Raw genomic sequence first — 14,614 nt, 5'->3', positions numbered from 1 at the left:
ATGTTAGAAAATTCCGTAGACTTTGCCTGTTTCCGTGTTGACATCGATTTTTGTGAACGCGGGATTTGAGCCGGTGCCGGGCATAAGGCTGATATCACCGGAAACAGGGACGACAAAACCTGCTCCGCCATAATAGCGGACATCTCGGATTTTCAGAGTCCAGTCTTTCGGAACCCCTTTAAGTTTCGGATTGTCGGAAAGGGAAAGACTTGTTTTGACCATGCAAAGTCCAAGTTCTTTCGTATCATACTGTTTTTCAAATTCTGCGATTTTTTCTTTCGCAGCGGGGGCGATTTCAACAGCGCCTGCGCCGTAAACATTTTTCGCAATGGTATGAATTCTGTCTGTTATGGGCATATCCCATTGATAAAGCGGGGTAAAGGAATTTTTATCTTCACAGGCGTCGATAACGGCATCGGCAAGTTCCAAAGCTCCGTTTCCGCCTTCTGCCCAGTGGTTGGAAACGGCTACTCTCACGCCGTCTTTTTCGCATAACTCTTTAATCTTCGCTATTTCCGCTTGTGTGTCGGCTACGAACGCATTGATACAAACAACGGGTTTTATGCCGGATTGTTTGACGATGTTGATATGGTGAAGCAGGTTTTGCGTTCCTTTTTCGACATATTCGATATTTTCATGTTTATATTCTTCGGGCATCGGACGTCCTGCGACAAATTCAGGCGCTCCGCCATGGCTTTTCAATGCTCTCACTGTCGCGACAATGACAACGGCGTCAGGGGCGAGCTTGCTGTAATGGCATTTTAAGTTCCACATTTTTTCATAGCCGATGTCGGCGCCGAAGCCGGACTCCGTAATATGATAATCGTTGAGTTTGAGGGAAACCTTATCGGCGATAATGGAATTTTGCCCGACGGAAATATTGGCGAAAGGTCCTGCATGCACGAAAACGGGCTGTCCTTCAAGGCTTTGTATGATATTTGGTTTAATGGCGTCAACAAGCCAAGCCGTCATTGCGCCGTCAACCTGTAAATCGCGTGTTGTGACCGGTTTGCCGTATTTATCATAAGCGACAATGATTTTTCCCATACGTTCGCGCATGTCTTTTAAATCGTTGCATATCGCTAAAATCCCCATAATTTCGGAAGCGACAGAGATATCGAAATGGGATTCCATGGTGAAGCCGTCTTTGGCGCCGCCAAGACCGATAATGATATTGCGCAGGGATTGGCAGCAAAAATCAATGACAAAGCCGATATTGATACGTTTCGGGTCGATGTTGAGGCGGCTTTTTTTGCTCAGTCGGAGCAGCGTTTCATCATCATAATTTCTTTCATGCTGCATGCGGGCGGTAAGCGCGGTCATGGCGAGGTTGTGTGCATTGGTGACGGCATTGATGTCGCCCGTAAATCCGAGGGAATATTGCGTTAAAGGAATGCATTGGGAAAGCCCGCCGCCTGCGGCGGAACCTTTTGTGCCCATAGTCGGACCGCCGGAGGGCTGTCTGATGGCTGCCGCGACTTTTTTGCCCCGTTTGCCGAGCCCTTGCAAAAGTCCTATGGTCGTCGTGGATTTTCCCTCGCCTAACGGGGTGGGGGTTATGGACGTTACGGTGATATATTTGCCGTTTTTTGTATTTTTATGTCTTTCAAGAACGCTTTGATAATCGATTTTACCCATATAATGCCCGAAAGGTAAGAGTTCGTCTTCCGTAAGCCGGAGTTTTTTGCCGATTTCAGAAATTTTGAGCATGTTTTTTTCAAAATGATCGGCAATTTCCCAGTCAGCCATTTGAGTAGGATTAATATTCATAGTGTCCTCGCAAATTTTCATTGACAATGAGCATAGCATAAAATTAAAGAATAATCTAGCTTGTTAATCAGGGAATTTTTCGATAAAAAATAAGAAATTGTTTTTAATAGTGAATACGATGAAAAAGGGAATTTTGTTTTGTATCGTTTTATGTTTTTGCCTGCTTTTTGAAGGGCGGGAGGCTTTTTCCGCGGTAAAAGATGAATTGCCAGCAGAACGGCAGAACCAAGAAAAGCCCGCTTTGCAGGAGGATACGAAAGATGTGTTGCAGGAGAAAAAGCAAAGGCGGATAGCGTATACATATCAATTCGAATTTTCGGAAAATACCGATTATGTTTTGCCGGAAACCAAACAGGCGATTTTGTCTTTAATTCAGAAAAACAGCCAGCTGGAGTTTTTGAAAAAGCAAGCTATTGAAAATGAGTTTGCGTTGATACGCCGTGTCAACAATGACATAGGGATTGCGAAAGAAGTGTTGGAAGCTTACGGATATTATTCCGGAACCGCAAAATATCATATTGAAAATTTAGAGGATAAAAAACATGTGCGGATAAGGCTTTATCCGAACGAGCAATACCGTATCAGCAAGATCGCTGTGAAATATACCCACAGCACTGTTTTGCCGGAATATTTTTTAACGTATGAAAATCAAAGGGAAAGCATATTTAAAAAATATGTGCCTTATGTTGTTCCGGAATTTGAAAAAAAATTGCATGCGGGCACGGAGTTTGCTATTGCGGAAGACATCAATAAAGCTGTCGGAAAGCTTCCCGCTCCTTTGAGAAACAACGGATATCCCGATGCGCGGGTCGTATCTTCCGCTTACAGTATCGATACGGAAAAAAAAGAATTGAAAGGCACGGTTTTTATCAACCAAGGCTTGCCGGCTATACTTGGCAGTGTTGATTTGCAGGGAAATTCTGAAGTTTCTTCCGGATATATTTTAAAGCTTTGCCCGTGGCGCGAGGGGGCGGTTTGGGATGACAGGTATTTAATTGAATATCGTAATATTCTGCAAAAAACCGGTTTGTTTGAAAGTGTTCAGATCGGATATGATAAAAAAGTGTACCGTGAACATAACCGTAAATACAGAGAAGATAAAAAAGAGGAAAAGAATAAGGATATTGTTTTGGCGCCTGTTAAACTGCCTGTTTTGCTCAATGTGAAAGAGGGGAAAAAGCGCAGTGTCGGCGGGACCTTCTTTTATTCCACGGATCAGGGGTTAGGCGCTGAAGCCTCTTGGGAACATCGAAATCTTTTTGGAAACGGCGAAATATTGAAGCTGTCCGTGCCGTTAAAAGATGAAGAACTGTATCTTGGAGCGAATTTTAAAAAACCCGCTTTCGGATACAGAGAACAGAATTTTATCGTCCGTTCCCGTGCGGGGTATGAAAAGACGGACGCGTATAATCAAAAGTTTGCGGAATTTGGATTTGGTATTGAAAGGGAAATCCACGAGAAATGGTGGCTGGAGAGCATGATCAACGCTGATTATATCATTCCTAAAAAATGGCAGGGCGAAGAATATGCTTCCGTATCGTTTGAAAACACTTTGAAATATGATAACCGCAATTCCCGTATAAATCCGACGAAAGGATATGCCGCCTCACTCAAGCTTATGCCCATGCAAGGTTTCGGCAATGTGGAATTTTCAGCATTTGTCACGGAGTTTGACGCAGCAGTGTATATTCCTCTAAGCAGCTCCACCGTATTTGCCGTGCGAGGAGCTATCGGGACCATGTTTGGCGGGGACAGCTCAATTCCCCGCGGCAAGCGTTTCTTTTTAGGCGGCGGAGGTTCCGTGCGCGGGTTTGAACATCAGGAAATCGGCAGGCATGACGGAAACGGCGACCCTTACGGCGGTATTTCCTATTTTTTATTCAACAGTGAAATACGGCAAAATATAACAAAAAATTTGGCGATTGTTCCGTTTCTTGACGGCGGCATGGTTTATGAAGAGGTTAAGCCGGATTTTTCGGAAAAACTCGCTCTCGGAGCCGGCATAGGATTTCGTTATCATACCCCCATAGGTCCTGTCCGTCTTGATATTGCCGTTCCTTTGACTGACGCCTATGAATTTGGCGAGAATAAAAATTTAGGCGATTTTCAATTATATATCAGCATAGGGCAGGCGTTTTGATGAAAAACCCCAAAACGGAAAACTCTCAAACGGAACATGTTCGGATGAAGAAATATATACGCAGCGGTTTGAAATATATAGGTTTATTTTTTGTCGGACTCATAACTGTCCTTACGGTCTTTTTTGTGTGTCTGCGTTTTCAGTTTGCGGAAAACGCCATACGGAACTATGCCGTTGAAAAAGTCAATGCCGTGCTTTCTCCTTATTCTTTGCAGATAGAAATCGGAGATTTGGATTTGAATCTGCCTTTTTCCGTGCGGATACGGGATATAGGCGTAAAAGACGGGAACGGTGTTTTTTTTCATTTGGAAGCGTTGAATGCGCACAGCCGGTTATCGGCTTTGCTGCGGTATCGGATAGCAGTTCCCTGCATAGAGTTCAAACACGGCGATTTTTCACGTGTTCCGGAACTTGTTTTGCCTGTTTCGCAAGAAAAAAGTCAGGAAGAGACAGTCGGTTTGCAAGAAAAGTTTAAGCAAATCCATGCGCTGTTATTTAATAAACATATGCCTTCCGTGCTGATAAGCAATATTTCTTTTGAACATATCGCCGTAAGTCCTGCTGTTTTCAACAGTCTTAAAACCGTGCGCGGTGTTGAGGAAACATTTTTTGACAGTCCCCTTGTTTTTGAGGGAAACGTATCGGCAAGCCTTGAAAAAGAACTTTTTCAATTTGAGGCTGATATTGCAGGCAGATATAAGGAACAGCAGGCTTATATGGAAAGTTTGTTCAATATGCTGCCAAACGAAGCGATACGGTTTTCTTTCGATTATGCCGATGAACACGGGCTTTTCATCGCTTTGGCAAAAGAATTTGCAGGGCTTGGGCAATCAACGCGGGCGTCATCAAAAATATCAGCCAAGCTTGTGGGAACATTTGAGGATTTCGCATTGGAAACCGATATGTCCGCTTTTGATGAGAAATATCTGAAAGATACAGCCACAATTTCAGCCCGCTGCCAGACAAAACCGTTTAAAGGGCAAATTGCGTTGAATGCAAAACCTGTTATCGCAGGCGTTTTGGATAATTCCGATATTTCCGCAACTATTGATTTGGATACGTTTTCCGTTTCGGACACAGGGGAAAAATTGGAAAAAATGCAGATTGTCCAACCAGAAACCGGGGAAACCGTTACCGTCGATCCCAATATCCCTTTTGCTGACGCAGCTGCTGACGGCGGGGAAATTCCTAATAAAAATGTCCGCATTGCGTGCGGTGTTTATTTTAAAACTATGGAATTTGTTCATCCTATGCTCAGGGAACTGCTCGGAAGCGAACAAAGCTTGGACGGACAGTTCGATGTGCAGTTTTTTACCAGGCAGCTGCCCCGCTTTTTTGCAAGGAACGTAAATTTTACGGCAAAAAATATCCGATCCGAAACAAATATTGCCGTTTCAAGGGAAATTTTTGCCAATTCCGTATTCAATATTAAAAGTTTTTCTTTTTTGGATTCTAACAATTTGACCGTGCAGGGCAATTTGGCAGGCAAACTCAATATCAGCGGAAAGCTTGAAAATCCGCACGTTATCATTCAGACAGAAATACCGCAGCTGCTCGCCGCTGCATATCCCGGTGAATTGGGTAAAAAGGAAGGTGCCAATGCCCGTGAATACAAACTTGAAAATTTGCAATTCACGCTGAAGAGCGAAGGATTTGAAAAAGACGCTGACATTATTCCGCTTGATATTGAAAAAATGCGGGCTTTGTACCAAAAACATCAGTATGCGGCTTCCATAGAAAGAATGCGGGAATTGTTCCATAGTGCCGTAAATTATCCTGTAAAACTGTTTTTGTCTTTTAAAGCCGATTATATGGACGAACATAGTTTCTTAAATTCTGAAATCCGTATGAGTCCGAAAGTTCTCGGTCTTGGCGAAAATAAAAACAAGTTTGTCGATTTTACCAAAATTCGGGGCAGTTTGTTCGGGATAAGCGTGGACGGAGCACTGCACATCGATTTGCCTGAAACAATCGAGGAGGATTACGCTTTTGCCGGTAAAATTCAAGGAAAAATGGCGGATACTTCCGCTCTTGAAAACGCTTTTTTCCTGCCCTTGCAGGCAGAGGGCTTATCGTATCTTGCCGAATTTAACAACACCGGGGCGAAAGGGCAGCAGGTCCGTTTTTCTTTGATTGCGGATAAGGGCTTGTATTCTTTTTACGAATGGGAGAATTTTCAGGCAAAGCTCGGTATCGATGATTTGTGGAAGAACGCCTTTGTGGACAGCGCGGTGAGCATGGCTTCAATGGAACTTGCTGACATTGGAAAAATAACGGATTTTTCGCTTTCCCTGCAAGGCTTGCTCAATAAAATGGCTTTACGCTGCAAGTTCGGCGGCGACGCGAATTTTGACGCAAAAGCCGCGCTTTCAACAAATTTTGAATATCTTTCAGGGAGCTTGGACAGTTTCTCTTTTGCATATCCTTACAAAAAAACGGAAATACGGCTGCAGAAAAAGGCGGGCTTTTATCTTTCGCCAAGCAAAATCGACATAGGGCAAATGGTTTTTAATGTCGTCCCTAAGGGAAAATTGCAATTTGGCGGGCAAATAACAGAAAACAGTTTGAATTTCAAAGGCTTGGCGAACGATATTGATTTGTCCATGCTCCCGCAGGATTTCAAAGGCGTTATGACCGCAAATTTCGGCATGTCAGGCTCTTCCCGCTCTCCGCAAGGAAAATTGGAAATGCTTTTGAAAGATTTTCAAACGTTGTCCAGCCCTAAAATGTCTTTTTCCCTGAAAGGGAATATTGTGCAGGCAGGGCAGGAGCACAGGGCGAACCTTAAGCTGGATATGTTGGACAAGGATAAATATGGTGTGAAAGAAGCCGGTTTTTCTTTGCAGATACCTTTGCAATATTCACCTTTATTAACGGTTTCCAAAAATCGTCCCGTTCTTGGGAAGTTCGCGTATACGGGAAGTTTGAAAACGCTTTGGAGCTATGTGCCTCTTGAAGGACGGAGTTTGGAAGGGGAACTTGATTTAAAGGGAAATATTTCCGGAACGCTTTCACGGCCTGATGTGAATTTTGAGGCGGAAACGAAGCGGGCAAAATATCAGGATTTGATACTTGGCATCTTGCTTACGGACTTGAATTTTGAAAGCAAGCTGCAAAAAGGGCATGGGACCGTCCGGTTTTCCGCTAAGGACGGACGTAAAGGAACTGTTATCACAACAGGAAGTTTCGATATTCCGTTTTTGTATCACGGAAAGTATAAGCCGTATTTTGCCACGGATGAAAAAAAAGGTGAAAAAGAAAATGAAAGGGTTCGGGAAAGAAAAATAAGACAGGCAGAACATTCTGCGTTGATAGTGGATTTAAAAACCGTTTTAGCCAATTTCAGTCCTTTTTACCGCAATGATTTCAACGTGCGGCTGTCAGGGATTGTGACAGCCGGAGAGATGATTGAAAATCCGAAAATCCATGGTGATATCACTGTTGAAGACGCGGAAGTGCATTTGGAAAATATCCGTACCAGTTCCATTCCGAAATTGAATATCGTGGAAGATTCTTCCGTAAGAATACGCAGGAAAAAAGCAGGTTCCCAAGGCAATCTCGACATAGCCGTGCATATTCCGAAGCAGCTCGGGGTTTATGCCCCGGGCATTGAAACCTTATGGCGCGGTGATCTGTCCGTATTCGGAAAATTGCAGGACCCCGCGGTCAAAGGATATTTGCGGGCATGGAAAGGGCGGATGATTATTTTAAACAGCGAACTCAAATTGAATAAGGGAGAAATTCTTTTTGACGGTTCAACGCCGGTTATTCCCACTGTGGATTTGAAACTGGAACATAACGGAGGCGGGGTGAAATCGTTTATTTCCTTGAAAGGAATGGCATTGCGCCCTAAAATAGAGATAAGCAGCAGTCCGCATTTGCCCTCCGATGAAGTGCTCGCCCATATTTTATTTTCACGTTCCATGTCGGAATTGAGCGATTTTGAAAAAATCCGTCTGGCAACAGTTCTGGCGAGCTTGGTAGGGTTTGATGTGAGCGCGGGAATAACAGGAACGACAAAGAATTTGTTCGGTCTGGACGTTATTTCCGTCGACAATAGGCAAAGCTCGTCAGGGGAAGAGGAAATAAGCATACAGCTTGGAAAATATTTGAAGAACAATCTGTATCTCGGCTTGGAGCAGGAAGTCAATTCGCCTGACACTTCAGGGGTTTTAAAATATGAAATGAACGAGAACTTTTCCGTTGGCACAAAGCTTGGAACAGAAGACAGCGAAGTCGGATTTCAATGGAAATATGATTATTGATTATGATTTCATAACTCGAAGAAATCCATATCGGAATTTGTTTCGGCAAAGTTTTTATACGGTTCTTTGTTCTGTATGGCGTTGAGCATAAGGGCTTCTCTGTCCAGCATCGCTCTTGATTGGATTTCCGTTTCAACAAGTTTCGTGTAATTGTTGACATTGCGGGGCGGAATGCCTTTTTCCGCAAGCATGATTTCCGCAAATTGGGTTTGTTCCCAAATGCTCAGTAATTCATCGTCCGACAATAATTGCAAGTCTATGCTTTGAGCGGGAAGGTTCGTGCTGTCCGTAAAAGAAAAAATTGAAAACATGATTAACTCCTTTGCAGTCTATAATATGAAAATTTTTATCTTGCAAGTCTAGAAATTTTTTAAAAAATTTGCTATAAGGTTCTTGCTCAATTGATAATAAGATTTATTATATATAAATTAAAATGGGTTAGACACTAAATCAGGTGTCGGTCTGTTTTTGATTTTTTTATTTTGGATGGGTTATGACACAGAGAGTGACTCAAAACGCGCAGCGCTTTCGGGGTAAGGGCGATATAGCTCTTGCCGCCGGTGTCGTATTGATTTTAGGATTAATGCTCATACCGTTGCCGACCATAATCCTGGACCTTATGCTTTCTTTCAGCATTTCCCTGTCATTCTTGGTGCTTCTGACTTCCATGTTCATGATAAGCCCTTTGGAATTTTCCATTTTTCCTACATTATTGCTTGTTACGACTTTGCTTCGTTTGGGATTGAACGTCGCCTCGACCAGATTGATTTTGCTGAACGGCGATAAAGGGGCGTCTGCGGCAGGGGAAATTATCCAATCTTTTGCGGAATTTGTTGTCGGCGGTTCTTATGTTGTCGGCGCTGTTATTTTCTTAATCCTGTTTATTTTAAATAAAGTCGTCATCACTTCCGGTACGACGCGTATTGCGGAAGTAGCCGCCCGTTTCACTTTGGACGCCATGCCCGGCAAGCAAATGGCGATTGAAGCGGATTTGAATTCCGGACTTATCACGGAAGAAGAAGCCGTTCAGCAACGGAAAAATATCCGCCGTGAAGCGGATTTCTACGGCGCTATGGACGGTGCGGGAAAATTCGTGCAGGGCGACGTGACTGCCGGCATGTTCATTACTTTCATCAATATCATTGGCGGGGTAATCATCGGTGTTGTGCAGTTCGGCATGAATTTTCAAGACGCTTTGCAAACCTATGCCCTGCTGACCATAGGCGACGGCTTGGTTTCCACAATTCCTTCCATCATTATTTCGGTTTCAGCCGGTATCATCGTGTCCCGCGCCGCAGCCGAAAGCAAAATGGGCGAAGAATTTTTAACGCAGCTGACATATAATTCCAAAGTCTTGAAAATGGTTTCTGGTGTTTTGTTCCTGCTTGGAATTGTTCCGGGACTTCCCCTCGTCCCCTTTTGGACATTCAGCGCTTTGCTCTTTTTGGTCACTAGGATTTTAGGCGATTCGGAAGAGGTTTCGGATAAGAAAGCCGGTGCGGGCGGCAAAAAATCCCTTGGCGCGGGTGGTTCCGGCGCAAGCAAGGCGATAGGTGCCGGTGCGGCGCCTGAAAATCTTGACAGTCCTGAAGAAGTGCAAAAATTATTGCCTCTTGACCTGTTGGAATTGGAAGTTGGCTACGGACTCATTCCTCTTGTCGATGAAGAGCAAAACGGAAACCTTCTTTCCCGTATCCGTTCCATCCGCAGACAATTCGCACTGGATATGGGGGTTGTTATTCCGGCTTTGCACCTGCGGGACAATTTACAGCTCAGACCGGGGCAATATTCGCTTTTGATCAAAGGAAACCAAATCGCTACCGCGGAAATACTGATTGACCATTATTTGGCTATGGACCCCGGGAACGCCACAAAGAAAATCGACGGCATTGAAACCATGGAACCCGCGTTCAGCCTGCCGGCGCTTTGGATTACAGAAATGCAAAAAGAAGACGCAATGGTGGCAGGCTATACCGTTGTCGACCCGGCAACGGTCATAGCGACCCATATCACCGAAGTTTTCCGCCGCAACCTGTCGGAATTTCTCGGCAGGCAGGAAGTGCAGGCTTTGCTTGATACGCTTGCGAAAACCGCTCCCCGTGTCGTGGATGAACTGGTGCCCAATGTCCTGCAATTGGGACAGGTGCAAAAAGTCCTGCAAAATTTGGTGCGTGAAAATGTAAGTATCCGTGATATGCTGACTATTGTGGAAACGCTGGCGGATTACGGTCAAGCGAATAAGAACCCTGACACGCTGACGGAATTTGTGCGGGAACGCATGGCGAGAACGATTATCCGTCCTTATCTTGACGAAGAAAACGCACTCGTAATTATGACACTCGATCCTCAAGCGGACAGAACTATCCAAGAATCCGTTAGAACGACGGAGGGTGGAGCGTTTCTTGCATTGAATCCGGCTGTTGCGCAAAAATTTATTGCAAATATCAATCAAGTGGTGGATAATGCCGTGATGTTTTCAAGCCAGCCTGTGCTTTTAACCTCGCCTATGATACGCCCGCACGTGGCGCAGCTCATTATGCGTTTTCTGCCCAATGTGCCTGTCCTCTCCCAAGTTGAAATTCCTGCTGACATCCGTTTGCATTCAGCAGGGACAGTAGGAATTGAATAATGCAAGTTAAGACCTATACCGGAAATAGTACGAAAGAAGTTCTCGACGCCATAAAAAACGAACTTGGCGGCGATGCCGTCATTCTTTCCAGCAGGGAACGTCAAAAAGACGGCAGGCGTGTTTATGAGATAACTGCGGGAACGGAAAGGACGGAACAGAACGAGCTTAAAGAAAAGACGGGTTCTTCCGCGGTACCGAGCGGCTGGGACGACTGGCATAAGGAATGGAGCAAGCTTAAGGAGCATATTTATACGCTCATGCAGCCCGCCCTGCAATTTGACAAGCTGACGCCCCACCAACGGATCGCTTTGGAATATCTGCAGCGTGAAGGCGTTGAAGATGATGTTATCGTTGAATTTTACAATGTTTTATTGGCAAAAAAATCAGAGGAAGCTTCCATGCTCAAAGTTTTGGCTTCTTTTGTGCCGGTAAAAAGTTTTATGTTTGAAAATTATCCGCAGCGGCTGCATATTGTCACAGGTCCTTACGGCGTGGGGAAAACAAGCACGGTTCTGCGTCTTGCGCTGCTCAGAAAACAGCAAAATCCCCATCACCGCATCGCCTTTATCAATACGGACAGTTTGCGGGGCAATGGCAGGCTCGTATTGCGGCATTGGGCTGATTTGTCTGGTTTTCCTTACTTTGAAGCCCCTGATAAGGAGTCCATGTTTGCGGCTTTAAAAGCCTGCGGTGATGCGAATTGCATTTTCATTGACATGCAAGGGCTTGCCAAAAATGAAAAATTTGAGGGTAAATTGCGCATGCTCGGGATTGAATCCATGCAAGCCCATGTGCATATTGCGCTTTCACCTCATTATCAGTATTTAAAGGATATTTTAAAACGGTATAAAAGCGCTTTTCCGACAAGCGTCATTTGGACCAAGCTTGATGAAGCGGAACATTTTGCAGAGCTTGTCAATATTGCCGTTTGGACAGGAATGCCTATTTCCGCCTTATCTTTTGGCGCGGAATTGCAGGGAACATTAATACCCGCTGACGAAGCACAAATCTGGCGGCTGATTTTAAAGCATCAGCTGCCGAAGGGATAGTATGGATATAGATAATCAAGCAATGCCGAAAGTCATCACCGTTACGTCTGGCAAGGGCGGAGTCGGCAAAACAAATATTTCCGTTAATCTTGCCTGCTGTTTGGCGAAGCAGGGCAAACGCGTTATTCTTGTTGATGCGGATTTGGGGCTTGCGAATGTCGATGTCATTTTGGGTCTGACCCCTCAATACAATATTTATGATTTGTTCAAAGGGAAAAACCTTTCTGAAATTTTATACGATACGCCTTACGGTTTTCAGATTTTGCCCGCCTCTTCCGGGGTGAGCGACATGATGACCCTTGAAACAGGGCAAAAATTGGAACTTTTGGAAGCGTTTGACGAATTTGACGAAACCATAGATTATTTGCTTGTCGATACCGGCGCCGGCATTCATGACAATGTTCTTTACTTCAACGTGGCGGCGCAGGAGCGGTTGGTCGTCCTCACTACTGAACCGACTTCCTTGACTGATGCGTATGCATTGATTAAAGTATTGAAGCAAAGACATGGAGTATCGACGTTTAAAGTTTTGATCAATGCTGCGTCAAGCGAGTCGGTGGCAAAAGAGATTTATTCGCGCCTTTATGCCGCATGCGACCATTTTCTTGAAGGTGTCAGCTTGGATTACTTAGGATTTGTTCCAAAAGACGCCGTCGTGCGTAAATCCATTATGGCGCAGGTTCCTTTTTGTATAGGCGAGCCGAATTCACAGGCGGCAAAAGCTTTGGAAAGGGTTGCAAATTTGGTGCAAAAATGGGATAGTCCGGAAACTGTTGACGGCAATATCAAGTTTTTTTGGAAAAAACTTCTCTTTAGGGGATAGGTATGACTCCTTGGTTAGATATGGAAAATGGAGAGAGGGTTTGGGACGACTTTTCCTCTATTGAAAAAGAAATGCTCATAAAGCATTATGCGCCGCAAATCCGGTATCTTGCATACAGGATGAAGGTGAAATTGCCTAAACATATTGACATATCCGAACTTATCAGTGCAGGTACTCTCGGGCTCATGGAGTCTTTGAAAAAATATCAGGCAGATTTGGGTATTCGCTTTGAAACGTATGCCGAAAGCAGAATCAGAGGGGCGATGCTTGATGAACTCAGACGTTTGGATTGGTTTTCGCGCGGGCTCAGACAAAGGGTCCGGCAAATAGATGAAGCCATGTGGCAGCTGGAGCAAGATCTTGGCAGACAGCCGACTATTCAGGAAGTGCATGAAAAAACGGGACTTTCTGAAAGAGAAATTCACCAAGGTTTGGAAGCTTTGCAAAGCCAGCTTGCCATTCCGCTGGACAGTATTGAAGACACGCTTGCCAATGAAGCCGACAGAAACGGTGAACCTTTCCACGATACTGTATTCAATGAATTATCCGAAAAAATTGCATCGCTTATCGACCGATTGACAGATAAAGAAAAATTGGTACTATCTCTTTATTACACTGAGGAACTGAATATGAGGGAAGTTGCCGAAGTGTTAGGTGTGACAGAAGGCAGGGTGTCACAGCTTCATTCGCAAGCGATATTACGGCTGCGAAAGGAGTTTACCCATAATTTTGGTGAAGAGGATTTATTTTGATTAAATCTTATGAATTAAAAATTATTGCCGATGTGTTTTTTTATAGTCTAATAAATGAGGGAAATTATGCCATTTGATCCGAATATGCAAGTGCTTGTTGTTGATGATTTTTCCACAATGCGCCGTATTGTGAAAAACATTCTTCGTCAATTAGGTTTTAATAATATTGTTGAGGCTGACGACGGCACAACAGCTTGGGAAATTCTGCAAAAACAAAAAATCGACTTTATTGTTTCTGACTGGAATATGCCTCAAATGACAGGAATTGAACTTCTTAGAAAAGTTCGTGCTGACGAAAGAATCGGGCATTTACCATTTTTAATGGTCACGGCGGAAGCTCAGCAGGAAAACATTTTGGAAGCCGCCCAAGCGAAAGTTTCCAATTATATTGTAAAGCCTTTTACTGCGGATACGCTTAAAAAGAAAATCGATAAAATCTTCCCGTAATAAAAGAGGATAATCGTGAGCCAAACTCAAGAAAAAGTCACGCAAAAAATTGAAAGCGCCAGTGACGAGAATTTGCCAGTTTCTGCCGAACCGAATGCTCCGGCAGAAAAAGGAAAGGAATTTCTTGACTTAGCAAAGAATAAAGTTGAGTTGGATCTTGAAGATGCTCCTTTTTTAAACGAAGAACCGGAAGAGCAGGAACAAGTTGCCGAGGAAAAAGCAGAACAAGCCGCTGAGAGCAAAAGCGATAAAAAGCAAGAGGAAGTAAAACCCAAAAGCAAGAAAAAGCTTTTTCTCATCGGAGGCGGAGTTGCCGTTCTTTTGCTTGCGGTTATCGGTTTTTTCGTGTATGATACGCTTTTTACGGAAGAGCCTATTCTGCAAAACGTAATTGTCATTTCAAGTCCGGAGGTCCGCACGCCTCCGAAAGTCCATGAATTTAAACTCGACCCTTTTGTTGTGCAATGCGTCGACAGTTCGGGAAAAATTCATTTTCTAAAGGGAAGTTTCATTTTAAGCACGAGAAATTTTGAAGTGTTTCATGAAATTTCCAATAATCAAAAAGTGTTGCGTGACGCTATTTATTATTATCTGGAAATTCAGGATCCGGAGATTTTATTGAATTCCATTAACCATCAGCAAATTAAAAAAGGATTGTTGGATACTGTCAATAAGTATATCATGAATGGCAGTGTTGATGATTTGTTCATAGATAGTCTTTTGGTTTTTTAATATTTTT

General features: G+C 43.9%; 10 protein-coding genes. 8 read left to right on the top strand and 2 right to left on the bottom strand.

Annotated features, from left to right (window positions below):
- Window positions 1-3 precede the first annotated feature (3 nt).
- Window positions 4-1,770 carry a formate--tetrahydrofolate ligase gene (locus tag JBF11_RS03815; protein WP_334316056.1) on the bottom strand — a complete coding sequence of 589 codons (1,767 nt, stop codon included), beginning with the start codon at window positions 1,768-1,770 and terminating at the stop codon, window positions 4-6.
- A gap of 118 nt (window positions 1,771-1,888) precedes the next feature.
- On the opposite strand from JBF11_RS03815, the gene JBF11_RS03810 reads away from it, so the two are divergent.
- Window positions 1,889-3,910, top strand: coding sequence for an autotransporter assembly complex protein TamA (locus tag JBF11_RS03810; RefSeq protein WP_334316055.1), 2,022 nt, complete (start codon window positions 1,889-1,891; stop codon window positions 3,908-3,910).
- Window positions 3,910-8,175, top strand: coding sequence for a translocation/assembly module TamB domain-containing protein (locus JBF11_RS03805; protein WP_334316054.1), 4,266 nt, complete (start codon window positions 3,910-3,912; stop codon window positions 8,173-8,175). Before JBF11_RS03810 ends, JBF11_RS03805 begins: the two co-directional genes overlap by 1 nt.
- A gap of 8 nt (window positions 8,176-8,183) precedes the next feature.
- Here JBF11_RS03805 and JBF11_RS03800 read toward each other — a convergent pair whose 3' ends face one another.
- Entirely contained in the window at window positions 8,184-8,486 is a 303-nt protein-coding gene (locus JBF11_RS03800) for a hypothetical protein (RefSeq protein ID WP_334316053.1), read from the bottom strand.
- Between the two features lie 182 nt (window positions 8,487-8,668).
- Here JBF11_RS03800 and flhA point away from each other — a divergent pair, with 182 nt between their 5' ends.
- From flhA to JBF11_RS03770, 6 genes are all read left to right on the top strand, one after another.
- Window positions 8,669-10,804 (top strand): flagellar biosynthesis protein FlhA, encoded by a 2,136-nt coding sequence (flhA, locus tag JBF11_RS03795; RefSeq protein ID WP_334316052.1) that lies wholly within the window; start codon window positions 8,669-8,671, stop codon window positions 10,802-10,804.
- Complete coding sequence (locus JBF11_RS03790) at window positions 10,804-11,853, top strand: flagellar biosynthesis protein FlhF (RefSeq protein WP_334316051.1); 1,050 nt, start codon at window positions 10,804-10,806, stop codon at window positions 11,851-11,853. Before flhA ends, JBF11_RS03790 begins: the two co-directional genes overlap by 1 nt.
- Before the next feature lies 1 nt (window position 11,854).
- Window positions 11,855-12,676, top strand: coding sequence for a MinD/ParA family protein (locus tag JBF11_RS03785; RefSeq protein ID WP_334316050.1), 822 nt, complete (start codon window positions 11,855-11,857; stop codon window positions 12,674-12,676).
- 2 nt (window positions 12,677-12,678) lie between these two features.
- Entirely contained in the window at window positions 12,679-13,428 is a 750-nt protein-coding gene (locus JBF11_RS03780) for a FliA/WhiG family RNA polymerase sigma factor (protein ID WP_417168626.1), read from the top strand.
- A 66-nt stretch (window positions 13,429-13,494) separates the two neighbouring features.
- Window positions 13,495-13,875 carry a chemotaxis response regulator CheY gene (locus JBF11_RS03775; protein WP_334316049.1) on the top strand — a complete coding sequence of 127 codons (381 nt, stop codon included), beginning with the start codon at window positions 13,495-13,497 and terminating at the stop codon, window positions 13,873-13,875.
- Window positions 13,876-13,890: 15 nt separating this feature from the next.
- On the top strand, window positions 13,891-14,607 hold the full coding sequence (locus tag JBF11_RS03770) for a flagellar basal body-associated FliL family protein (protein ID WP_334316048.1): 717 nt from the start codon (window positions 13,891-13,893) through the stop codon (window positions 14,605-14,607).
- The last annotated feature ends 7 nt before the right edge of the window (window positions 14,608-14,614 follow it).

This window comes from Taurinivorans muris (genome assembly GCF_025232395.1).
GTDB lineage: Bacteria > Desulfobacterota > Desulfovibrionia > Desulfovibrionales > Desulfovibrionaceae > Taurinivorans > Taurinivorans muris.
The sequence above is the reverse complement of the archived record's forward strand: the minus strand, read 5'-3'. Positions and strand labels throughout refer to the sequence as shown.